At 35.9% G+C, this 24,551-nt stretch carries 15 protein-coding genes; 14 read left to right on the forward strand and 1 reads right to left on the reverse strand.

Annotation, left to right across the window (positions count from 1 at the left end; genetic code table 11):
- The first annotated feature begins 125 nt into the window (after positions 1-125).
- The 13 genes from BB050_RS16625 to BB050_RS16685 all read left to right on the forward strand — a co-directional run bounded on the left by BB050_RS16625 (position 126) and on the right by BB050_RS16685 (position 23,041).
- Positions 126-1,091: a glycoside hydrolase family 130 protein gene (locus BB050_RS16625; protein WP_066034348.1), complete on the forward strand. Its 966-nt coding sequence runs from the start codon at positions 126-128 to the stop codon at positions 1,089-1,091.
- 7 nt (positions 1,092-1,098) lie between these two features.
- Positions 1,099-2,166 carry a carbohydrate-binding family 9-like protein gene (locus tag BB050_RS16630; RefSeq protein WP_066034349.1) on the forward strand — a complete coding sequence of 356 codons (1,068 nt, stop codon included), beginning with the start codon at positions 1,099-1,101 and terminating at the stop codon, positions 2,164-2,166.
- Positions 2,141-3,259, forward strand: coding sequence for a putative glycoside hydrolase (locus BB050_RS16635; RefSeq protein ID WP_066034350.1), 1,119 nt, complete (start codon positions 2,141-2,143; stop codon positions 3,257-3,259). Before BB050_RS16630 ends, BB050_RS16635 begins: the two co-directional genes overlap by 26 nt.
- Before the next feature lie 91 nt (positions 3,260-3,350).
- Positions 3,351-4,373: a glycosylasparaginase gene (locus BB050_RS16640; RefSeq protein ID WP_091135044.1), complete on the forward strand. Its 1,023-nt coding sequence runs from the start codon at positions 3,351-3,353 to the stop codon at positions 4,371-4,373.
- 271 nt (positions 4,374-4,644) lie between these two features.
- Positions 4,645-6,957, forward strand: a complete 2,313-nt coding sequence (locus tag BB050_RS16645) for a beta-N-acetylhexosaminidase (protein ID WP_066034351.1) — start codon at positions 4,645-4,647, stop codon at positions 6,955-6,957.
- A 12-nt stretch (positions 6,958-6,969) separates the two neighbouring features.
- Positions 6,970-8,823, forward strand: coding sequence for a glycoside hydrolase family 35 protein (locus BB050_RS16650; protein ID WP_066034352.1), 1,854 nt, complete (start codon positions 6,970-6,972; stop codon positions 8,821-8,823).
- A gap of 258 nt (positions 8,824-9,081) precedes the next feature.
- On the forward strand, positions 9,082-10,566 hold the full coding sequence (locus tag BB050_RS16655; RefSeq protein WP_066034353.1) for an alpha-L-fucosidase: 1,485 nt from the start codon (positions 9,082-9,084) through the stop codon (positions 10,564-10,566).
- A gap of 11 nt (positions 10,567-10,577) precedes the next feature.
- Positions 10,578-12,818, forward strand: a complete 2,241-nt coding sequence (locus tag BB050_RS16660) for a GH92 family glycosyl hydrolase (protein WP_066035207.1) — start codon at positions 10,578-10,580, stop codon at positions 12,816-12,818.
- 13 nt (positions 12,819-12,831) lie between these two features.
- The gene (locus BB050_RS16665) at positions 12,832-15,492 is read left to right on the forward strand and encodes a glycoside hydrolase family 3 protein (protein WP_066034354.1); all 2,661 of its coding nucleotides are present in this window, start codon (positions 12,832-12,834) and stop codon (positions 15,490-15,492) included.
- A 263-nt stretch (positions 15,493-15,755) separates the two neighbouring features.
- Entirely contained in the window at positions 15,756-18,842 is a 3,087-nt protein-coding gene (locus BB050_RS16670) for a SusC/RagA family TonB-linked outer membrane protein (protein WP_066034355.1), read from the forward strand.
- Positions 18,843-18,858: 16 nt separating this feature from the next.
- Positions 18,859-20,445: a SusD/RagB family nutrient-binding outer membrane lipoprotein gene (locus tag BB050_RS16675; RefSeq protein ID WP_066034356.1), complete on the forward strand. Its 1,587-nt coding sequence runs from the start codon at positions 18,859-18,861 to the stop codon at positions 20,443-20,445.
- A 311-nt stretch (positions 20,446-20,756) separates the two neighbouring features.
- Entirely contained in the window at positions 20,757-21,803 is a 1,047-nt protein-coding gene (locus BB050_RS16680; RefSeq protein ID WP_066034357.1) for a sialidase family protein, read from the forward strand.
- A 284-nt stretch (positions 21,804-22,087) separates the two neighbouring features.
- The gene (locus BB050_RS16685) at positions 22,088-23,041 is read left to right on the forward strand and encodes a M20/M25/M40 family metallo-hydrolase (RefSeq protein WP_236940348.1); all 954 of its coding nucleotides are present in this window, start codon (positions 22,088-22,090) and stop codon (positions 23,039-23,041) included.
- A 117-nt stretch (positions 23,042-23,158) separates the two neighbouring features.
- On the opposite strand, the gene BB050_RS16690 is transcribed toward BB050_RS16685, so the two are convergent.
- Complete coding sequence (locus BB050_RS16690; RefSeq protein ID WP_066034358.1) at positions 23,159-23,524, reverse strand: winged helix-turn-helix transcriptional regulator; 366 nt, start codon at positions 23,522-23,524, stop codon at positions 23,159-23,161.
- A gap of 80 nt (positions 23,525-23,604) precedes the next feature.
- Between BB050_RS16690 and BB050_RS16695 the strand changes: the two genes are divergently transcribed.
- Positions 23,605-24,480 carry an NmrA family NAD(P)-binding protein gene (locus tag BB050_RS16695; RefSeq protein ID WP_066034359.1) on the forward strand — a complete coding sequence of 292 codons (876 nt, stop codon included), beginning with the start codon at positions 23,605-23,607 and terminating at the stop codon, positions 24,478-24,480.
- Positions 24,481-24,551: the final 71 nt, after the last annotated feature.

Here is a 24,551-nt window from a genome sequence, read left to right on the forward strand (position 1 = left end):
CTTCGCCTGTTCGCTATCGCTCGGGTCTCCTTCGGCGAAATGACAAAACTGTGCATGATAGTTCAAAACAACAGTCATAGACAAAAGAATAAAACAAAAAACTAATAAATAAAAAAAAACAAAAAATGAGTACTATTCCTTGGCAAGACAGACCCGAAAACAGTAAAGATGTAATGTGGAGATATTCTGAGAATCCAATTATCGACAGATATTCGATTCCTTCATCAAACAGTATATTCAATAGTGCAGTTGTACCTTTTGGAGATGGATATGCGGGGGTTTTCAGATGTGATAATAAATCAGTTCAAATGAACATTTTTGCTGGCTTCAGTAAAGATGGAATCAATTGGGACATCAATCATGAACCAATTGAGATGAAATCTGGAAATACAGAAATGATCGAATCTGCTTATAAATACGATCCTCGTGTAGTTTGGATCGAAGACCGTTATTGGATTACTTGGTGTAATGGTTACAACGGACCAACAATTGGTATTGGTTATACATTCGATTTTAAAGAATTTTTCCAATGCGAAAATGCCTTTTTGCCATTCAACAGAAACGGAGTTTTGTTTCCACAAAAAATCAACGGAAAATACGCGATGTTAAGCCGTCCAAGTGATAACGGACACACACCATTTGGAGATATCTGGATCAGCTATAGTCCAGATATGAAGTATTGGGGTGAACACAGATTGGTGATGAAACCAAGTCCATTTGAGCAAAGTGCTTGGCAGTGTACAAAAGTAGGAGCAGGACCAATTCCGATTTTAACTGACGAAGGTTGGTTAATGATTTACCACGGAGTTATCAATACTTGCAACGGTTTCCGTTATGCAATGGGTTCAGCACTTTTAGATGTTGATTCGCCAGATCAGGTCAAATACAGAACGCAGCCTTATTTATTAGGACCGGCAGAAACTTATGAAATGGTTGGAGATGTGCCAAACGTAGTTTTCCCATGCGCCGCTTTACACGATATTGAAGAAGATAAATTGGCGGTTTATTACGGTGCGGCAGATACTCACGTAGCAATCGCTTTCGGAAAACTGAGTGAAGTAATTGAATTTACAAAAAATAATAGTTTATAATATAAAGATGCATAGTAGAAGTAAATTATTGTCCCTTGCCGTTTTTTTTGTTGGATTGATGAGTTATGCGCAATCTGAAAAAGAGGTTACACCGAAAAGTTATATTGCGTATAAAACTTCAAAAGAAATTGTTATTGACGGCGATGAAGCAGACAAAGCTTGGGAAAAAGCATCTTGGACAACACCTTTTGTCGACATAGAAGGTGTTGAAACTCCAAAATATAAGACTCAGGTTAAAATGCTCTGGGACGATAATTACTACTATATTCTCGCTAAAATAGAAGAACCTCACGTTTGGGCAAATCTAAGACAGCGGGATACTATTATTTTCTACAATAATGATTTTGAAGTTTTTATCGATCCAGATAATGATACTCATAATTATTATGAATTAGAAATTAATGCGTTAAACACCGCTTGGGATTTATTTATCAATAAACCTTATAGAGAAAAAAATACTGTTCTAAACGATTGGAATATCGACGGTTTAAAATCGGCTGTAAAGGTTGACGGAACTTTAAATAATGCTTCAGACATAGATAAAGGCTGGACATTAGAAATTGCCATTCCGTGGTCAGTTTATAAAACGTCCTATTTCGATAATATTGTTCCGAGAGATAAATTCTGGAAAGTCAATTTTTCTAGAGTGAATTGGCAGCACTCAGTTGTTGACGGAAAATATGAACGAAAAAAAGATTCAGAAGGAAAGTTTCTCCCAGAATACAATTGGGTTTGGTCGCCTATGGGAGTGATAAATATGCATGAGCCCGAAAAATGGGCTTATGTATATTTTTCTTCAAAAGAAAGCGATGATAAATTTACAATTCCACAGGAAGAAAAAGTAAAATGGGAACTGTATACATTGTATCGCGCTCAAAAGAGATATTTCGATAAAAATAAATCTTGGGCAAAATCACTGCAAAGTATCAGTAAAAAAAATATAGTTGTTGATGGAAAAGTTTTAAAACCAGTTTTAGAAAATCATTCATCTGGATTTAATATCTTGGTAAATAGTCCTTTTTCAAACAAAACCTTAATAATTAAAGAAGATGGTAAAATTATTACGAACGAATAAGTTGCAAAAACTATCAAAAGTTTTAGTGTTAGCGCTTTCGCTGAGTTTATTCTCGTGCGGTCAAAAAGAAAATAAAGATCAGCAAAATGGAAAATTTACTTTTGGAGTTTGGACAACTGCTGACGCTAAAAAATCGGATGCAGATTATTCGAAAGAATTCAAAAAATACAAAGACGGCGGTATTGACGAAGTTTTAATAAACACGCAAACCAACCCAAAACTATTAGCAAGATTAGTTCCACTTGCAAAAAAAGAAGGACTAAAAGTTCACGCTTGGATTATGGCCATGAATCGTCCAAACGATTCAGTTGCGTTACAGCATCCAGATTGGTATCAAGTAAGCAAAGAGGGAAAATCTTGTTTTGATAATCGTCCATATGTAGATTATTACCAATGGCTTTGCCCAACTAAAGAAGAATCTAGAAACCACGTTTTAGGTTTAGTTGAAGGATTGGCAAAAGTTGAAGGAATCGAAAGCGTACATTTAGATTACATTCGTTTTCCAGATATTTTCCTGCCAATCAGTTTATTGCCAAAATACAACTTGGTTCAAGATGTAGAATTACCACAATTTGATTTTTGCTATTGCGATGCTTGCGTAAGCAAGTTCGAAAAAGAACATCACAAAAATCCAAAAAACAGCCACAATACTTCAATTGATATGGAGTGGAAAAACTTCAGATTAAATGCTGTAAAAGCAGTGGTTGATGATGCGTATAAAATCGCTCATAAACACAATAAAAAATTAACAGCAGCAGTATTTCCTTATCCAGAAATGGCAGATCATATGGTGCGCCAACGTTGGGATAAATGGAATATTGACGAAGTATATCCAATGATTTATCATAGTTTTTACGATGAAGAAATTGACTGGGTGGGTTATGCAACCAAACAAGGTGTAGCCGATTTAGAAGGAAAACAGACAAAAGTAAATACAGGAATTTATATTCCGGGATTAAAATCGGATGCTGAATTAAAAGAAGCGATTTTGCTAGCTAAGAAAAACGGTGCAACTGGAGTTTCGTTTTTTGACGGAAACGCCTTATCAGATAGTAATTTAAAAACAATTGCAGCCGTAAAATCAACCTTGTAGTCGATTTTTGTGGGATTAAAAATTATTACTGATTAATTTAGCAACATCAAGAACATTTTGTTTCTGAAAAGTTGAATTTAAACCAAAAGACATGTCAAATAGAAGAGATTTTATCAAGAAAACCACTTTAGGCACATTAGCCATAAGTTCTGTTTTGGGCGTAAGCGGATTTGCTGCGAATCATGAAAATGAACCAGAAACAGAAGAAAAAGAAAAAAAACAGACAAAACCAATTATTATTTCGACATGGAACCATGGTCTGCCTGCCAATAAAGAATCTTGGAAAAATTTAAAAGAAGGAAAATCGGCTTTGGATGCTATCGAAGCCGGCATGAAAATACCTGAAGCCGATCCGAATGTACGTAGTGTTGGTTATGGAGGATATCCGGATCGCGAAGGGAAAGTGACTCTTGATGCCTGTATTATGGATCACAACAGCAATTGCGGTTCAGTTTGTTTTTTGCAAGGAATCAAACACCCAATTTCTGTTGCAAAAAGAGTTTTACAAAATACACCTCACGTAATGTTAGCAGGGCAAGGTGCATTGCAGTTTGCTTTATCTGAAGGTTTTAAAGAGGAAAATTTATTAACTCCAGAATCAGAAAGAGATTGGAAAAAATGGCTGGAAGATTCTAAATACAAGCCAGTTATTAATATAGAAAATCACGATACCATAAGCATGCTAATGTTAGACCAAGAGGGCAATCTTTCTGGCGGCTGTACGACAAGTGGAGCAGCTTGGAAAATGCACGGACGCGTCGGTGACTCCCCAATAATCGGCGCGGGTCTTTTCTTGGATAACGAAGTGGGAGCCGCTGCGGCAACAGGTTTAGGAGAAGCCGTAATCAGAACTGCTGGAAGCGCCATGGTGGTTGAATTAATGCGTCAGGGAAAATCTCCTTTTGATGCTTGTAAAGAAATTACAGAACGTATTTACAACAAACATAAAAATCACAAGGATATGGAATACTTGCAAGTTGGTTTTATTGCTTTGAATAAAAACGGCGAATATGCAGGCTACAGTCTAAGATCTGGTTTTAATTACGCCGTTTCTGATGACGTGAAAGGCCACAGAATGGAAGACGCGAAATTTAAAATGTCTTGGGATAAATAATTATAACGTTTAGAACTTTGTCAAAGTTTAACGACACAGTCTTGTCATCCCGAGGAACGAGGAATCACACTCGGAATTCGACACAGAATATACGCAATATTTGTCATTTCGACTGAAAGGAGAAATCTCCGCAAGAAGCTCTACAAAGATTGGCTTTTCGTTACGGAGTTACTCACGGAGATTTCTCCTTTCAGTCGACAAACTAAACCTAAAAACCTAAATCTCTAAAAGTTACTCAAAAAGTACTTTTAAAGAAACCAAAAAACAAAGAATGAAAAAATTACTAGTCCTATTAACCCTAATCACTTCAGTGCTATCTGTTAATGCTCAGAAAGTGTACACAGAAAGTGATGTTCGTATCATTCCGAAACCGACTCAAACTCTTATCAAAACAGGTGTTTTTGAATTTACAAAAGATACAAAGTTTGTAGTAAACGGTGATTTTCAAAAAGATGCTGCTAATGCTTTGGCTTCAAGATTTGAAACTGCAGCAGGATGGAAACCAGAAGTAACTACAAAAGCTCCTGCCAGCAATTATGTTTTGCTCAAAACAGATTCAAACTTAAAAAATGAAGCTTACGTTTTAGATGTAAATCCTACCAATATTGTTATTTCTGCAAAAGGGAATAATGGTTTTTTATACGCTTTAGAAAGCATCAGACAATTACTTCCAGAAGCTATCGAAAGCAAATTTGCGATTACTTCTGCAAAATGGCAGATTCCAAGTTTGACCATTAATGACGAACCTCGTTTTAAATGGAGAGGTTTAATGCTAGATTTTTCACGTCATTTCTTTGATAAAAATTATGTTCTAGCGACAATCGATCGTTTGGAAGCGCATAAGATGAATGTTTTGCACATGCATTTAGTGGATGATCAAGGCTGGAGAATTGAAATCAAAAAATATCCAAAACTAACAGAAGTTGGTGCTTGGAGAGTAGATCAGGAAAATAGAAGCTGGAATGCAAGATTAACAACAAATCCTGACGAAAAAGGAACTTACGGCGGATTTTTTACGCAGGAAGAATTAAAAGAAATTGTAAAATATGCAGCAACAAAAGGAGTTGAAGTAATTCCGGAAATTGAAATGCCGGCACACGTAAGCAGTGCTATTGCTTCTTATCCTGAATTAGCATGTTTTAATCAGAGAATTGGTGTTCCGTCAGGAGGAGTTTGGCCCATTACCGACATTTATTGTGCTGGAAAAGAAACTACGTTTGAGTTTTTGCAAAATGTAATTGATGAAGTAATCACGATTTTCCCTTCAAAATACATTCATATTGGAGGCGATGAAGCTACTAAAACCAATTGGACAAAATGTCCTTACTGCCAAAAAAGAATTAAAGATGAGCGTTTAAAAAGTGTTGACGAATTGCAAAGCTACTTTGTAAAACGCATGGAAAAATATATCAACTCAAAAGGTAAAAAAGTTATCGGTTGGGATGAAATTTTAGAAGGTGGGTTAGCTCCAGATGCAACAGTAATGAGCTGGAGAGGAATGAAAGGCGGAATTGAAGCAGCAGATCAAGGCCACGATGTGATTATGACACCAGAAACACCTTGTTATTTCAACTTTTATCAAGGACCACAAAACGAAGAACCTCTAGCTTTTGATGCTTACAATCCGTTAAGTGAAGTGTACAAATTTGATCCTGTAGTTAATACAATGACGCCTCAGGAAGCTGCTCATGTTTTAGGAGGTCAAGCCAATTTATGGGCAGAATATATTACGGGACCAAAAGATTCTGAGTATATGATTTTCCCAAGATTGGCCGCTTTATCAGAAACATTATGGAGTCCGAAAGAAAAACGCAATTGGAATGATTTTACATCAAGATTGTTTTCAATGTTTAAACGTTACGATTATCAGGGATTGAATTATGCGAAAAGTGCTTATTTGGTAACGGCTTCATCAACAGCTGATTTGGCTAACAAACAAATCAAAGTAGAGCTGAAGAATGAGTTTCCTAATCCAGACATTAGATATGTTTTAGGAAATCAAAGCATTGAACATCATGCAATAAGATATACAAGTCCAATTGAAATCAAAGAAACAACAGTTTTAAAAGCTTCTTTATTTCAAGATGAAAAACCTGTTGGAAAAACATTTACAGATACTATTGTTTTCCATAAAGGATTTGCGAAAAAAGTGAAATACTTAACGCCTTACAACGATAATTATAAAGGAGATGCCAGTACGATGGTAAATACCATTCGCGGAAGCAAAAATTTCCACGACGGGCAATGGCAAGCTTGGCTGGTAAATGATATGGAATTGGTAATAGACTTAGAAAAAATAGAAAGCATCGAGCAAGTATCAGTTGGAGCTTTAGAAAGTCAAGGAGCTGGAGTTAATTTCCCAATTCAAATTAAAGTGTTGATTTCTACTGATGGAATTAAATATACGCAAGTTGGAAAAATAACACGTCCGTATGCGGCAAATCCGGTTCCGGAATTGAAAGATTTCAAAATTAATTTCCAAAAACAAAATGCACGTTTTGTGAAAGTAATCGGTGGTAACTTAAAGAAAAGTCCGAAAGGAGAAAGTTCTTGGTTGTTTGTGGATGAGATTTTGGTGAATTAAATATTTTAAAAAATGAATAAGATATTATTTAAGCTTGGAGTAGTATTGATTTGCTTGATGCCTTTTTTTACTAAGGCGCAAACAAAAGGATTTTCTATATCTAATGGAGAATTTCAGAAAGATGGGAAAATTATAAAAATACATTCAGGAGAAATGCATTATGAGCGTATTCCTAAAGAGTATTGGAGACATCGATTGCAGATGCTTAAAGCTATGGGATTGAATACTGTGGCAACTTATGTATTTTGGAATTATCACGAAATTGAGCCTGGTGTATGGGACTTTAAAACAGGAAATAAAGATTTGGCAGAGTTTTTACGTATTGCTAAAAGTGAGGGGCTGTATGTGATTCTTAGACCAGGTCCTTATGCTTGTGGTGAATGGGAATTTGGAGGTTATCCTTGGTGGCTGCAAAACAATCCAGATTTGGTAATTCGTACCAACAACAAAGCATTTTTAGACGCTTGTAAATCGTATCTGGAACATTTGTATGCGGTGGTAAAAGGAAATTTTGCTAACCAGGGAGGGCCAATTATTATGGTTCAGGCTGAAAATGAATTTGGTTCTTATGTTTCTCAAAGAACCGATATTAGTGCTGAAGATCATAAAGCATACAAAACAGCCATTTACAATATACTTAAAGAAACTGGGTTTCCAGAGCCTTTTTTTACTTCTGATGGTAGTTGGTTGTTTGAAGGCGGTATGGTTGAAGGGGTGTTGCCAACTGCAAATGGAGAATCAAATATAGAGAATTTAAAGAAACAAGTCGATAAATACCATAAAGGTCAAGGGCCTTATATGGTGGCAGAGTTTTATCCTGGCTGGTTGGATCATTGGGCAGAACCTTTTGTTAAAATTGGATCAGAGGAGATTGCAAGTCAAACTAAAAAGTATCTCGATGCAGGTGTTTCTTTTAATTATTATATGGCGCATGGCGGTACTAATTTTGGATTTACCTCTGGAGCAAATTATAATGAAGAAAGTGATATTCAGCCAGATATTACAAGCTACGATTATGATGCGCCTATTAGCGAAGCAGGTTGGACGACACCAAAATTTATGGCTATTCGTGACGTAATGCAAAAGTATTCTAAAACAAAATTAGCACCGATTCCAGATAAAATACCAGTTAAAAAATATCCTAATCAGCCTGTTAAATCGAGTATGGATGTTTTGAGTTGGATCAAAAAAGAAAAACCAGTCGTAAATGAGCAGCCATTAACATTTGAAAAATTAGGTCAAGGACACGGATATGTTCTATATCGTAAAAGATTTACGCAGCCAATTTCTTCTGGCAAATTGAAAATTGAGGGATTGAGAGACTTTGCTACCGTTTATGTAAATGGAGTTAAGGTGGGTGAATTGAATAGAGTTTTCAAAAATTACGAGTTGACGATTTCTATTCCTTTTAACGGTATTTTAGAAATTCTGGTTGAAAATATGGGACGTATTAATTACGGAGCCGAAATAGTGCATAATACTAAAGGTATTATTTCTCCAGTATTCATTAATGAATATGAAATTATTGGTGGATGGGAGATGTATAAAATGCCGATGAATGAAGTGCCAGTTCTTAAAAATGAAACGATAAAATCTGGACGACCAGTTTTATATGAGGCTACAGTTAGCATAGATAAACCAGCTGATACTTTTCTTGACATGACCAATTGGGGAAAAGGAATTGTATTTGTTAACGGACACAATCTTGGACGTTATTGGAAAGTAGGCCCACAACAAACACTTTACGTGCCTGGCTGTTGGTTGAAAGCGGGCGAGAATAAGTTTGTTGTATTCGAGCAGCTTAATGAAAATGCTCAAACAGAATTAACTTTTACAGATCAACCGATACTTGAAAAATTAAATTAAGATTAACCCGTTGGGTGTAATTAAAAAATAAAAACATTTTAACACATAGAAGCATAGTTTTTTGTGCTGAAAAAAAGAAAATGGAAGAAACAAGTTTCCACACATAGCTAAACTATGTGCATTTTAACTAGTGAAACGCCTTTTTTAAGTTTAGTTAAACTATGTTTCTATGTGTTGAAAATAATTTCAACCAACGAGTTAAGATTACCTATTAAACCAGAAAAAACAAAGAATAATAAATTATAAATTAGATTAAAGATGAAAAAAGGAATATTCATAATCGCCCTTTTATTTTCAGCTCAGATATTCGCGCAGGCGATTTATGAAGATGAAAGATACGTACCAGAAAATGATCCGTTAGTTTTAAAGAACTTAGACGAATGGCAAGGCAAAAAATTTGGTTTGCTAATGCACTGGGGAACTTACAGCCAGTGGGGTATTGTAGAATCTTGGTCTATCTGCCCTGAAGATTACGGATGGTGTGAACGTAAAAAAGGAAGTAATCCATCTAATTATAATGATTATATTAAAGATTACGAAGGTTTAAGAAAGACTTTTAATCCAGTAAAATTTGATCCTGCAAAATGGGCTAAAGCCGCTAAATATGCCGGAATGAAATACATGGTTTTTACCACCAAACACCATGACGGTTTCAATATGTATGATACGAAATATTCTGATTACAAGATTACTAGCAAAGATGTTCCTTTTCATACCAACCCAAAAGCAGATGTTTTAAAAGAAATTTTCAACTCTTTTAGAGGTGAAGGCATTTCAACTGGAGCTTATTTTTCTAAACCAGACTGGCATAACGAAAACTATTGGGATCCATATTTTCCTCCTTTCGACAGAAACGTAAACTACGATCCGTCATTATACCCAGAAAAATGGCAGAAATATGTTGATTTCACGCACAACCAAATCTTAGAAATTCTTTCTAATTACGGTAAAGTTGATATTTTATGGTTAGATGGTGGATGGGTTAGAAAAAGAGATCAAGTGAACATCAAAGAAAACTATGATGAGAAGTTTACAGAAAATGAATCTAAAAACGGTTTCATCAAACACAGAGTAGTTGATCAAGATCCTAAAATGGATGAATTGGTTGTAAAAGCACGTCAAAAACAGCCAGGTTTGATTGTTGTGGATAGAGCGGTTCACGGTAAAAACCAAAACTACTTAACTCCAGAAGGACGTGTTCCTGCTAAAACATTGCCTTATCCTTGGGAATCTTGCATTCCAGCTGGCGGTGGATGGTCTTATTCTCCAGGAGCTACTTACATGACAGGAAGACAAGGAATTCACTTATTGATTGATATTGTGGCGAAAGGCGGAAACTTATTATTAAATGTTGCTCCAAGTCCAGAAGGAGAATGGGATAAAGGGGCTTACGATTTATTGCAAGCTTACGGAGATTGGATGAAAGTAAACAGCACAGCGATTTACAACACAAAACCAATTGAACCTTACAAAGAAGAAAACATCTGTTTTACACAAAACAAAGCAGGAAATGTATTTGCATTTTATTTAGCTAAAGAAGGAGAAGACAAAATTCCTGCTGAAGTTACTGTAAAAGCTATTAGTCCGAAAAAAGGAACAAAAATTACGATGTTAGGTTCTAAAACTTCTTTAAAATGGACAAAAGAAGGAAACGGATTTAAAGTAATAATTCCGGAAAGCTTAAGAAATAATCTTCCAGCGAAAGAAGCTTGGACTTTAAAAATCGAAGCGATCAATAGATAAAAATGAAACCTATGGTTTTAAATACAAATAAATTTCAAACAGCATGTTTTTTCTACATGCTGTTTTTTAGCATAACGATTTTTGCGCAGGAACCTGCCGATTTTGTTAATCCGTTTATTGGGACTTCCAATTATGGCGCTGCTTTCCCAGGACCAATTGCACCACGCGGAATGGCAAGCATTAGTCCGTTTAACGTGGCTGGAGTAAAAAATACTCCAATGGAAAAAGACAGTCAGTGGCTTTCGAATCCATATGTGAATGAAAATACTTTCTTGACTGGATTTTCTCAAGTAAATTTAAGTGGAGTTGGCTGTCCAGACTTGGGTGTTATTTTATTGATGCCAACAACTGGAAATGTAGAAATCGATCATTTAAAATACGGATCTACTTATTCTAATGAAGTGGCTAAAGCTGCTTATTACAGTGTAAACATCGATAAGTACAAAGTCAAAGGAGAATTCACTGCTTCAAAACGAGTTGGGATTAGCAGATTCACTTTCCCGAAAGGGCAATCTAATATTTTACTAAATCTTGGATTGGGATTAACCAATGAAGAAGGCGCGATGATAAAAGTCGTTTCTTCTACAGAAATTGAAGGAATGCGTTCAGTTGGTTCATTTTGTTACAACAGTCCGGAAGATGCTTATCCGGTTTATTTTGTGGCTCAATTTTCTAAACCTGCCGAAAAGTTCGGAGTTTGGAAAAAACCTGCGAAATACAACGGTGTCGAAGCACAATGGATGGGCTACAACGGAAAAGCAAGAATGATGGAAAATACAATCAAAACCGTTGTGGGGGATAGTATTGGAAGTTATTTTACGTATAAATTCGACAAACAAGAAACGGTTGAAGTGAAGATCGGAATTTCGTACGTAAGTATTGAAAATGCCCGTGAAAACTTAGCAAAAGAAGTGGGTAACAGAACTTTTGACGCAATTTACAAAGAAACCTACAACGAATGGAACGAAGAATTGTCTAAAATTTTGGTTGAAGGTGGTACAAAAGAGGATAATACGATTTTCTACACAGCTTTGTATCACACTTTAATTCATCCAAATACTTTAAACGATATTAACGGACAATATCCCGTAATCAAAAGAACTAAAATTGCTAAAACCGATGACACCCGTTATACCGTATTTTCTTTATGGGATACGTACCGAAATGTACATCCATTGATGTCTTTGGTTTATCCAAAACAGCAATCCGATATGATAAAAAGCATGTTGACTATGTTTGATGAAAACGGCTGGTTACCAAAATGGGAACTGAATTCGACTGAAACCTTTACCATGGTTGGAGACCCTGCAAGTATTGTAATTACAGATACTTACATGAGAGGAATTCGTGATTATGATGTTAATAAAGCCTATTATGCGATGTTGAAAGGCGCAGATAATGTTGAAAATAATCCGCTTCGTCCAGGATTGAAAGATTATATCAAAAAAGGATATTTAACAACCGACAACAAAGGTCCTGTTTCGACGACTCAAGAATATAATATTTCAGATTATTCTATTTCGCTTATGGCCAACGAATTTGGAGACAAAGACAATGTAAAACGTTTTAAAGAACGTTCATTATCTTATAGAAAATTATTTGATAAAAACTTAAATCTGCTTCGTCCAAGAACGCCCGACGGAAAATGGTACGAACCTTTTGACCCAAATTCAGGAGCTAATTTTGAAGAAAATGTTGGTTTTATTGAAGGAAATGCGTGGCAATATAATTTTATGGTTCCTCATGATATTATTGGTTTGAAAAAACTAATGGGTGGAGATCAGGCATTTTCAGCACAATTGCAGAAAATTTTCGACACCAAACAATTTGATATGGCCAATGAGCCAGATATTGCCAATCCGTATTTATTTAATTATGTGAAAGGCGAAGAATATAAAGCTCAGGAAATGGTAAAAAAATTGGTTCGAGAATATTTCAAAAATGAACCAAAAGGATTACCAGGAAATGACGATACGGGAACTATGTCGGCTTGGTTAGTGTATTCGATGATGGGAATTTATCCAATTTCTCCAGGAGATCCAATTTACACGATTACAGCGCCAATGTTTCATAGAGTGACAATTAAATTAGATCCAAGATATTATAAAAAAGATAGCATTGTAATTGAAAGACAAATCAATAACGGTGGAAAAATCAACTCGATTGAGTTAAACGGAAAAACACTTAACAGCTTTTTTATTTCGCACGATGATTTTGTGAATGGAACAAAGCTTAAAGTGATTCAAAACTAAACACAACACAACTATGTTACAATTAAGAATGAAGAAAACGGCCATTATTTTTGTAATGGCTGTTGGTTTTTTAAACCAAATCCATGCCCAGAAAAAGTATCTGTACCAGGATGCGAAAGTGCCTGTTGAAGACAGAGTAAAAGACTTGTTAAGCCGTATGACGCTTGAAGAAAAAGTGCGTCAGATGGATATGTATAGAGGAGATTTTTTTAAAGATAAAGAAGATTTTGCTAAAGGTAAATCGGCAGAAAAAATCGGGAAATTAGGAATTGGAGCGATTCATGATTTGTATCCGCGTTCGGCGAAAATGATCAATGATTTACAAACGAATGTAATCAAAGGAAACCGTTGGGGAATTCCGGCGCTGATTATGTGTGAAATGCTTCACGGATATTTAGACGAAGGAAGTACTGCTTTCCCTATGAATATTGGTCTTGGCGCAACTTGGGATATTGCCACAATGGACAAAGTGGGTAAAGTTATTGGTATGGAAGCCAGAGCGCATGGTGTTCATTTTGGTTTTGGACCGAACTTAGATTTAGGACGCGAGCCACGTTGGGGTAGAGTTGCCGAAACTTTTGGTGAAGATGCTTATTTAAATAGCGAAATTGGTTTGGCGTTTATTAAAGGAATGCAGGGAGAAGACTTAAAATCAGATCGTTCTATTATTGCTGAACCAAAACATTTTGCCGTTCACGGTATTCCGCAGGCTGGAGGAAATTCTTCTCCGATTTTGGTTGGAGAACGTTCTGCAAGAGAAGATCATTTGCCATCTTTTGAAAAAGCATTCAGAAAAGGCGGTGCTTTAGGAACCATGTGTGCGTATTCAGAGTTGGACGGAATTCCTTGTGCAGCCAATCATTGGTTATTGACGGATGTTTTGAGAAACGAATGGGGTTTTAAAGGACTTGTAGTTTCAGATTTAGGAGCTATCAAATACATTCAGACAACTCACAAGGTGGCTGATTCTCCAAAAGACGCGATTAGAGAAGCGGTTTCAGCTGGTGTTGATATGCAATTCTACGATTTTTCAAATGAATTCTGGCAGAATACTGTTATCGAATTGGTAAACGAAAAGAAATTGACAATGGAAAACATCGACCGTGCAGCGGGAGCAGTTTTACGTTTGAAATTCTTATTGGGATTATTTGAAAATCCGTACACAGATAAAAATCTGATTAAAGAGCGTTTTCATACTCCCGAAAACCAAGCAGTTGCATTAGAAGCAGCTCAGAAATCTATGGTTTTATTGAAAAATGATAACAACACATTGCCTTTAAGCAAAAACTTAAAAAACATTGCAGTTATCGGACCAAATGCAAATGCTTCAAGATTGGGAGGTTATGCTCCTAAAAACAGTGTAGGAATGACGGTTTATGAAGGAGTTAAGGAACTAGTTGGAAAGACTGCAAATGTGGTTTATGAAGAAGGAGTTCCGTTGATTGTAAAAGGACAGATTATTCCATCTAAATATTTATTTACTCCGGACGAATCTCAAAACGGATTAAAAGGTGAATATTTCAATAACAGAAATCTCGAAGGAACCCCAGCGCTGACTCGCATCGACAGTCAGTTAGAGTTTGACTGGCCTTGGGCGCCTGGAGATGGTGTGAATGTGGATGATTTTTCTATCAGATGGACAGGATTCTTAAAATCAGATCAAGCTCTTGACGGATGGTTAGGTTTAAGTTCTGATGATGGAATCAGAATGTATATCGATGACCAATTGGTAATCGACAACTGGACAAAAGGAGCGACAAGCATGGTTACAACTCCAAAAATTATCGAGAAAGGCAAAAAATATAAAGTACGCATTGAAATGTGGGAAGGGGGCTGGGGAGCCAGAGCTCATTTCCGTTGGAATTTAGAAAAAGTAAACTTACAGCCAGCAATTGAAGCCGCTAAAAAAGCAGATGTTGCTATTGTGGTTTTAGGAGAATCTAATGAATTGGTTGAAGAAAACAGAGATGTGGCTTCTTTAGACTTATTCGGAATTCAACAGCAATTGATTGAAGAGATTCACAAAACAGGAACTCCTGTAGTTTGTGTACTATTAAACGGTCGTCCGCTTTCTACAAATTGGATTGCTGAAAATATTCCTGCAGTCTTAGAAGGATGGTTCCCAGGTGAATTAGGAGGTAGAGCAGTTGCTGATGTATTATTTGGAGATTATAATCCAGGAGGAAGATTGCCAATCACGGTTCCAAAATCAGTTGGGCAGTTACCTATATATTATAACCAAAAACCATCTGCAATACATAAATACGTAGCAGAAAGCGAACATCCGTTATATACATTCGGTTACGGATTGAGTTATACGAAGTTTGAATATTCTAATTTAAAATTGAATACTACTGAAATTAAACCAAACGGAGAAGTAAAAGTATCTGTTGATGTTAAAAATGTTGGAGACAGAGACGGAGACGAAGTAGTTCAATTGTATATTAATGATGTTTACAGCAGTACAACTACACCAGAAAAAACATTAAAAGGTTTCAAAAGATTGAATATTAAAAAAGGCGAAACAAAAAATGTTGAATTTACACTTACACCAGACGAGCTATCTCTTTGGAACAGAGAAATGAAGCGTGTTGTAGAGCCCGGAGATTTCGAAGTGATGGTCGGCGGAAATTCGACCGATTTGCTTAAAACTAAATTCAAGGTTTTGAACTAAAAACCTAAAAACGCCGAAGATTTTTCGGCGTTTTTGCTTTAAAAAAATGAATACAGTTATAAAAGGCTAAAATCTATTCGATAATAGTGTTTTTGCCTTTTTTTATAAGGCAGAGTAGGATTACAAATGAAAACGTTTTCTTTCAATAAAACACCAAAGATTTACCAACACCTTTTCAAAATTGTCATTTGTCGAAATTATATTTTGTTAACAAAATGTATTCTTAAGTTTAACATGTTATTAACTCTAAAAAAACAACTAATATGATTAAAAACGTACTAAAATTACTGTTGGTCATATGCCTTTTTGGGTTCCAGAACCTTCAAGCGCAGACAACAGTAAAAGGAACGATAACAGATGCTCAAAGCGGGATTCCGATTCCTGGAGCAAATATTATTGTTAAAGGAACTAAAACAAGTGCTTCATCAGATTTTGATGGTAAGTACAGCATTAGTGTTCCTAATCAATCAGCAGTTTTAGTTTTTACTTATGTAGGCTCTGCTACAAAGGAAGTTGCTGTGGGATCACAATCTACCATTAACGTAACTCTTGGCCCAGATACGCAGCAGTTGGGAGAGGTAGTGGTTACAGCTCTTGGTATTAAGAGAGAGAAAAAAGCTATTACGTATTCTGCACAAAACGTTTCTGTAGATGAGTTATCAGAAGCAAGATCATTAAACGTTGCCAACTCACTTTCGGGTAAAGTGGCAGGTCTTAACTTCTCTACAACTTCAAATGGTGTTGGTTCTTCTTCTAGAATTACTTTAAGAGGTAACAGATCTCTTAACGGAAACAACCAGCCTCTTTATGTAGTAGATGGTGTGCCAATTAGTAACGGAACAACCACAACTAACCCTGATATTGATACAGGGGGAACTACACAGCCGGATGGTATTTCTAACATTAACCCAGAAGATATTGCTTCGATGACTGTTCTTAAAGGACCATCTGCAGCGGCTCTTTACGGTTCTAGAGCATCAAATGGTGTAATCGTTATTACTACTAAATCTGGTAAATCTGGAAAAACTTCAGTTTCGTTATCATCTAACTTTATGGCTTCTTCAGCTTATAATTTGATGAATTTACAAAACGAGTACGGTCAAGGAACAAACGGAAATTATGTTTCTAACTCAAGCTCAAGCTGGGGAGCACCTTTAGACGGACGTCAGGTATCTGCTTGGCAGTTGGTTCGTAATCCAAATTATGCTGGGCCAGCTACACAAAGCTATTCCCCACAGCCAAACAACGTTATTGATTTCTACAAAACAGGTTATAACTTGGCAAACACTTTGACAGTTACTGCTGGTAACGAAAAAGCGCAAGGTTATTTCTCTTATACTAACACACGTGCTGAAGGTATTGTTGGAGGAAACCAAATGGACAGACACAATCTTAACTTAAGATTGACGAGCAAGATTTCTGATAAATTATCTTTGGATGTAAAAACAAACTACATTGTTCAGGATATCGATAACTTATTGAGAACAGGAGAAGAGTCTATCGGAACATCTGCTTATTTATTGCCTCGTAGTATCGCTTACAACGATTATAAAGATTTCGAATATTTTGATGCTGCAGGACAAAGACAAGTGAACTATTTCCTTGATGAAACGGGAGCGCCAGGCGGAAACCCATTCTGGTCTGCTTTAAGAGATGATGCCCGTACAGATAAAAGAAATAGATTTATTGGTTTAGCTTCTCTTAAATATGAGTTTACAAAAACATTAAGTTTACAAGGTAGAGCTGGTTTAGACCAAATGACAAACAAAAACGTAAGAAACAGATACGCAACTGCAGCTTTCAACAGCAACTTAGGTTCTTATAGCGAATCTTATGAAACAGTAAGCGAATTAAACGTAGATGCTTTGCTTTCTTACAATGAAAAATTCGGAGATTTCTCTGTTGGTCTTAATGCTGGTGCGAGTTCATTGCAGCAAAATAGTTCAGCTTTAACTTCTGGAGGAGTTTTAAGCAAAAGAAACTTCTTTGCTTTATCAAACGTTCAGACAGTTCAATCTACTTCTACAGCTTCAGAAAAAAGAATTAATTCTATTTACGGATTTGGTCAAATTGGTTTCAGAAACTACTTATTCTTAGATTTAACAGCTAGAAATGACTGGTCTTCTACATTGCCAACAGATTATTTCTACCCATCTTTCGGACTTTCAGCTGTTCTTTCTGATATGTTTACATTGCCAGAAGTAATTAGTTTTGCAAAATTAAGAGCTTCTTATGCAGAAGTGGGTAACGATACAGATCCTTATCAGACACAACAAAGATATTCATACATCGGAGGAAACGGTGGTATGTTATACGGACAAAGCACAAAAGCAAATCCAAACTTAAAACCAGAGATTTCTTCTTCTTCTGAGTTTGGTGCCGATGTTAGATTTTTCAACAACCGTTTAGGTTTAGATTTCACATACTTTAAAACGTTAACGAACAACCAAATTTTCTATATCAACACTCCTGAGTCTTCTGGATATTCTAGAGCAATCGTAAACGGTGGAGATATCGAGAATAAAGGTATCGAGTTCACGCTTACTGCTACGCCAGTTCAAACAGAAAACTTTACATGGGATGTTACAGCTAATTACGCTTCTTATAAGTCAAAAGTAAAATCTATCTTTGAAGGAAGAGATGAGTTAGTTCTTGGTGAAGGGCGTTTAGTGAGAAGTAAAGTGGTTCAAGGTGGTGAGTATGGTGATTTATACATCAAAGGTTTCCAAAGAAATGATGCTGGACAAATTCTTGTAAACAGTGCTGGTATTCCTTTAGCGACAAATGGTTTTGATGTTCGTGCTGGTAACTTTAATCCAGATTGGACTGCAGGTTTCAAAAACAACTTCAAATACAAAGATTTCTCTTTAAGCTTCTTAGTTGATTTCAGAATTGGAGGTGAAGTGATTTCATACACTCAAGCGAGACAAGCTGGTTTAGGGGTAAGCGATATTACTTTAGCAGGAAGAAATGGCGGAATCATTGTGGATGGTGTGGTAGATAACGGAAACGGAACTTACTCTCCAAACACAACAAGCATCAATGCTGAGCAATACTGGACAGCAATCGGTCAAAGAACTCCAATTGCAGAACCATTTGTTTATGATGCTACAAACATCAGATTAAGAGAACTTGTTTTTGGTTATTCAATGCCAAAACGTTTATTAGGTAACTCAGGATTTACAAGCATCGATTTCTCATTAGTAGGTAGAAACTTGTTCTTCTTCTTAAACAAAGCGAAGTACTTTGATCCAGAAGCAGGAGCAGGTACAGGAAACCTACAAGGGATAGAATCTTTCAACATTCCTTCAACGAGAGATTATGGAGTTAATGTTAAATTCGGATTTTAATTAAAAAAGAGATATCATGAAATATAGTTTTAAAATAAAAACACTAGGACTTGCTATAGCGATGCTGTCTACTTTTGCTAGTTGTACAAAAGACTTCGAGGAAATAAATACAGATCCTAATTCGCTTACAGAAAGTCAATTAGATCCAACGTTGGCAGGGCCAGCATTTGCATCTGCACTTTATGCAGGTATCCACAATGGGTCTTATTCGTCTCCAGGTGTAGATGATCAAGGTACTTGGGGTATCGCGACAGGTATTTTATCGTCAACATTCATCCACTACTTAAACTGTGGGTATGGAACAGAAAGAAATGCTTTCGTAAACGGATACGAAGGTAGAGGATGGACAAGATTTTACACCGTTGCGGCTCCAGCTTTAGCAAATGCTTTTAAAGCATCTGAAGGAAATGCAGAAGCGACTGCAGTATTAAAAATCTGGAAAGTTTTCATGTACAACCAAATGGTTGATGCTTACGGACCAATTCCTTACACTGAAGCAGGAAACGGAAAAGAAAAAGTTCCTTATGACAGTGTAGAATTTATCTATGCAGATTTCTTTAAATTATTAGACGAAGCAAATGCAACACTAACTTCTACTTCTGCAACTTCAGTTGCCTCTCTTGCCCCAAATGATAGAGTTTATGCAGGAAGTGTTGACAAATGGAGAATCTTTGGAAACAGTATGAGATTACGTTTGGCTTTAAGAATTTCTGATAAAGAACCTGCAACTGCAAAAACTCAAGCTGAAGCGGCAGTAGCTGCTGGAGTTATGCAGACAAACGATCAGAGCGCATTCTTTAAAGCAAGTAACATTACACCAAACAATTTAAACATGATTGTTAATAGCTGGGGTTATGTAATGACAGCTTCTATGGAAAGTATCTTAGTAGGTTACAACGATCCACGTTTATCAAAATGGTTTGCCCCAGTTTCTACAGGTGCTTATAGAGGAAATCCAGTTGGAGGCCTAGAAGATCAATTTGGAACTACTGAGTTCTCTAAATTTAACAATGATGTTTTAGGAAATGGTGCAGCTAATACACTTAGCGAAACTAAAAATATTGAAATCTTTATGGCTTCTGAAAACTACTTAAGTAGAGCAGAAGGAGCTTTAAATGGATGGAACATGGGCGGAGATGCTAAGACTTTGTATGAAACAGGTATTAGATTATCTCTTGCACAATGGGGAATCACTGATCCTACAACTGTTAATGCTTACATCAATGGTTCTACATTGCCAACATTGCCAAACATTTTGACATTGTACCCAACTTTAGATTTGCAAGACGTTCCTGTGAAATTGCCAGTTGCTTGGTCTGCATCTACTGCTAATCAGAGAACTCAAATTGCAGTTCAGAAATACTTAGCCATTTTCCCAGAATCTTGGGAGGCTTGGGCAGATTTAAGAAGAAGCGACGCTAAAGTAATCTATCCAGTTTTAAACACTGATAATCCAGATGCTGGAGTTGGTAAATCTTTGATGAAAAGAATTATTTACACTACAAATGAGTACTCATCAAACAAAGCTGCTGTAGAAGATGGAGTTTCTAAATTAGGAGGTCCAGATTCAGGTGGAACAAGACTTTGGTGGGACACAAAATAATTAATTTGGTAAAGTAAAAGATCAATCGATTTGTTACTTGAGCAGAAGGAGAGGCAACTCTCCTTTTGTTTTTTATGAAGCTCTGTGAATTTTTGCCCCAACTTTAATTCATAATTAGCAATTTCCCTTTGTGTGAAAGTGAGCAAGTTTAATTTTAACACATAGAAACATAGGTTCTGTGTCTAAAAAGAAAAGCAAAGAGAAAAATTTTTCTTTAACATAGCTATGTGTTAGAAACTAGTTTCTTTCTTTATTCTTTTCGTAAAAACAAAAAATCTATGTTTCTATGTGTTTAATAATTTTAAAATAAAATGATTTTAAAGACAAAATATACTGTTGCAGCATTGTTTGCTTTATTTCTTTTTTCTAATGAAACAAAGGCACAATTAAAGGCTGTAAATATCGAAAGCAGTTATATTGTAGATCCGACTGTTACAGCTAGTAGTCATGCCTCAACTTTGGTGGAATATAAGCCCAACGAAATTTTAGCCGCTTGGTTTGGTGGAAAATATGAAGGAGCAAAAGATGTCGGAATTTACATCTCGGCTTATAAAGACAAAAAATGGTCTACACCTAAAGAGCTGATTCAGCCCTTAATTAAAAACGGAGATACGCTTCCTTGTTGGAATCCAGTTTTATTTAAAAGCAAAAGTCAGAATTTGTATTTGTTTTATAAAATTGGAAAAAATCCGAGGGAATGGTTTGGTGCTATGAAGGTTTCAAAAGATAATGGAACAACATGGGGAGAACCAAAATATCTTCCAGACGGAATTTTAGGCCCAATACGAAACAAACCTATCGAAACTGCTCCAGGCGTAATTTTATGCGGAAGCAGTACCGAAAGTGTCAACACAGACCAATGGCGTGTGCATGTGGAAGAATACACAGAAGCGACAGATTCTTGGAAGAAAATAGCGGTAGAAAACAATCAAAATTTTGATATTATTCAGCCGACATTTTTGATTCATAGTTCTACTGATCTTCAGATGCTGTCTAGAAGCAAGCATAATAAAGTGGTTTCTAGCTGGTCGGGAGATAATGGCAAAAGCTGGATTAGAACTAATACCATAAATGTGATTAATTCTAATTCTGGAATTGATGCCTTAACAGTTAATAAAAATCTGTTTTTACTCGTAAACAATCCACTTCCGATGGGAAAAGACTGGTTTAACGGACGAAATATTCTGGATGTTGAATATTCTAAAGATGGTTTAAAATGGACGAAACTATTTGATCTGGAAAAACAGGAAAAAGGAGAATTCAGCTATCCAGCCATAATCCAGACCGCAGACAAGAGAATACACGTTTTGTATACTTATGATCGAAAATATATTAAACATACTTCTTTTGATTTATAAGATAATAGAACGCTGATAAAACGGATTCACTTCGTGAAAACGCGGATAAACACAGATATTTAATTTTAACACATAGAAACATAGATTTTTATTGCTTCAGTTTAAGATTATAGAAAAAGCTAGCTTTAACACATAGCTATGTGTATTTAAATTAGTGAAACGCCTTTTTAGAGTTATTGTAAGCTATGTTTCTATGTGTTAAAAAAATAATTTAAATCAGTAAAAATCAGCGTTTTTGCAAAGCAAATCCGTTTCATCCGCGTCTCATTTATAGATAATTAAATATGAAATTAAAACTTCTTTTTACAACTTTATTTTTTTGCTACACTTTCGTGAATGCACAAATGGCTAAGACTTTTTACAAACATGACAAATATCTTTCATCTGATAAATTGGAAGGTCGTTTTGTGGGAACTAAAGGAAATAACAATGCAGCTGCATATATCAAAAAGTATTTTAAGAAATATGGTTTACGGCAATTCAATGATAGTTATTATCAGCCTTTTAAAGTATTTGTCAAAGAAGGCATCAATAAAATGAAATCGGATAGCGTAGCAACGCAAAACGTTGTAGGCTATATTAAAGGTTCAGATGCTGCTTTGAAAAACGAATACATCGTAATCGGTGCGCATTACGATCATTGGGGTTGGGGCGGACAAGGTTCTGGTAGTAAAAAGAAAGAAGCTTTTGCCATTCATAACGGTGCCGATGATAATGCGTCTGGAGTTTCGGCTTTGCTTTGCATCTTAGAAGAAATTTCAAAGCAAAAAGTAAAACCTAAACGAAGCATCATTTTTATTTCGTTTAGCGGAGAAGAAGAAGGATTGCTTGGTTCCAAATATTTTGTAAATCATCTTCCCGTTCCAAAAGAAGCTGTAAAAGTAATGCTTAATATGGATATGGTCGGAAGATTGAACGATAAAAAAGAGCTTTATATGGGCGGAGCAGGAACTTTTCCGAATGGAGTTGAATTAATGAAAAAACTGCAAGAAAACTCAGGATTAAATCCCGTCATTCACGCAGGAGACGTTGGTGGTTCAGATCATGTTTCTTTCTACAAAGAATCTATTTCGGCAGTTGGGTTTCATACAGGCGGACATCCGCAATACCACACGCCAGATGATGATATTGAACTGATTAATTCAGATGGTGGAGCATTGGTGTCAAAATACATTTACAATGCTCTTATACAAATTGCCAATTACGAAGAAGCTTTGGTTTTTATTAAACAGAATTAAAACTAAGCAATATTCAATACAAATAAATTAAGTCGACTAGTGAAATTGATGCCTGATCAATTTCATATTTAAAAAGTTAAGTTAATTAGTTTTTGTTTTTTGAAAAGACGGTGTCTATTAAATGTTATAGAGACCGTCTTTCATTTTAAAAGCCCATGAAGCCATAGCATCAATAACAGGCATTAAACCAGTTCCTGCAATGCTTAATCTGTACGTTACAAATGGCGGTACAACAGGTTTTGCCTCGCGAATAACCAATCCATCTGCTTCTAATTGTTTTAAATGCTGAATAAGCATTTTTTCTGTTACGGCCGGAATAGCTCTTTTTAATTCGCTATAACGTTTATCTCCAGTCGATAAATGATATAAAATAATAGGTTTCCAGTAGCCTCCAATTTTTTCCATAACAAAAGTCACGGGACATTTTTCCAATGCATACTGCTTGTTTTCCTGAATAGTAGACGATTCTTTAATTGCGGTCATAATACATACTTTAGGGTAAGTACTTGTATAAAAGTAAGCACAAAGATACCTTTGTCTTGTTAATAAAAAAATATTTAAAGATGAAAATTATAATCTCAGGTTCATTAGGAAACATAGGAAAGCCATTAACGGCACAATTGGTACAATCAGGACACGATGTAACCGTTATCAGTAGTAATGCAGACAGAAAATCTGCTATTGAAGATTTAGGCGCAAAAGCCGCAATCGGATCAGTTAATGATGCCGATTTTCTTTCTAAAACTTTTGCAGGTGCAGATGCTCTTTTTGCCATGACACCTCCAAATATGGGCGGAGTAAATATTGTTAAGAATACTACAGATGCTGGTGCCGCTTTCGCGAAAGCAATGCAAACAGCCAATATTAAAAGAGTGGTTATGTTAAGCAGTATTGGTGCCGATTTGCCAACAGGAAACGGACCCATTGCAGGATTGCATAACATTGAGAAGATTTATGAAAAATTAGACGCTTCAATTACCTTTTTAAGAGCTGGATATTTCTACATCAATTTCTTTAATGATATTCCGATGATAAAAGGAGCAGGAATTATGGGAGCAAATTTCCCAGCGTCAAACCGTATTCCGTTAGTTCATCCAGAAGATATTGCAAACGCAGCTGCCGAAGAATTACAAAAAACTACAGAAGCTAAAAACATCCGTTACATTATTAGTGATGTAAAAACACCTTCAGAAATTGTAAAAGCATTTGGAACGGCTATTGGAAAACCAGAACTTCCTTGGATTGAATTTACAGACGAACAATATTTTGGCGGAATGACTCAAGCCGGAGTTCCAGAAGAAATGGCAGGTTTATATACCGAAATGGGAACTGGATTAAGAAACGAAACCATTGCATCCGATTTTCTAAAAAATGACGGAAATGCAACAGGTAAAATCAAATTAGAAGATTTTGCAAAAGAATTTGCTTCAAAATTCTAATTGTAAAAAAATCAAGTGAGGAATTTTTCGCAGACTGTTTACGCAAAGCGTTCTATTGCTAATGTAGTCAA

Origin of the sequence: Flavobacterium anhuiense (assembly GCF_001705175.1) — a bacterium.
GTDB classification, from domain to species: Bacteria; Bacteroidota; Bacteroidia; order Flavobacteriales; family Flavobacteriaceae; genus Flavobacterium; species Flavobacterium anhuiense.

Coding starts and splice junctions, on each gene's coding strand:
- BB050_RS16665 (WP_066034354.1), top strand. CDS start 12,832: ATGTTACAATTAAGAATGAAGAAAACGGCCATTATTTTTGTAATGGCT.
- BB050_RS16690 (WP_066034358.1), bottom strand. CDS start 23,524: ATGACCGCAATTAAAGAATCGTCTACTATTCAGGAAAACAAGCAGTAT.
- BB050_RS16660 (WP_066035207.1), top strand. CDS start 10,578: ATGGTTTTAAATACAAATAAATTTCAAACAGCATGTTTTTTCTACATG.
- BB050_RS16640 (WP_091135044.1), top strand. CDS start 3,351: ATGTCAAATAGAAGAGATTTTATCAAGAAAACCACTTTAGGCACATTA.
- BB050_RS16635 (WP_066034350.1), top strand. CDS start 2,141: ATGGTAAAATTATTACGAACGAATAAGTTGCAAAAACTATCAAAAGTT.
- BB050_RS16670 (WP_066034355.1), top strand. CDS start 15,756: ATGATTAAAAACGTACTAAAATTACTGTTGGTCATATGCCTTTTTGGG.
- BB050_RS16685 (WP_236940348.1), top strand. CDS start 22,088: ATGAAATTAAAACTTCTTTTTACAACTTTATTTTTTTGCTACACTTTC.
- BB050_RS16675 (WP_066034356.1), top strand. CDS start 18,859: ATGAAATATAGTTTTAAAATAAAAACACTAGGACTTGCTATAGCGATG.
- BB050_RS16680 (WP_066034357.1), top strand. CDS start 20,757: ATGATTTTAAAGACAAAATATACTGTTGCAGCATTGTTTGCTTTATTT.
- BB050_RS16695 (WP_066034359.1), top strand. CDS start 23,605: ATGAAAATTATAATCTCAGGTTCATTAGGAAACATAGGAAAGCCATTA.
- BB050_RS16645 (WP_066034351.1), top strand. CDS start 4,645: ATGAAAAAATTACTAGTCCTATTAACCCTAATCACTTCAGTGCTATCT.
- BB050_RS16625 (WP_066034348.1), top strand. CDS start 126: ATGAGTACTATTCCTTGGCAAGACAGACCCGAAAACAGTAAAGATGTA.
- BB050_RS16655 (WP_066034353.1), top strand. CDS start 9,082: ATGAAAAAAGGAATATTCATAATCGCCCTTTTATTTTCAGCTCAGATA.
- BB050_RS16650 (WP_066034352.1), top strand. CDS start 6,970: ATGAATAAGATATTATTTAAGCTTGGAGTAGTATTGATTTGCTTGATG.
- BB050_RS16630 (WP_066034349.1), top strand. CDS start 1,099: ATGCATAGTAGAAGTAAATTATTGTCCCTTGCCGTTTTTTTTGTTGGA.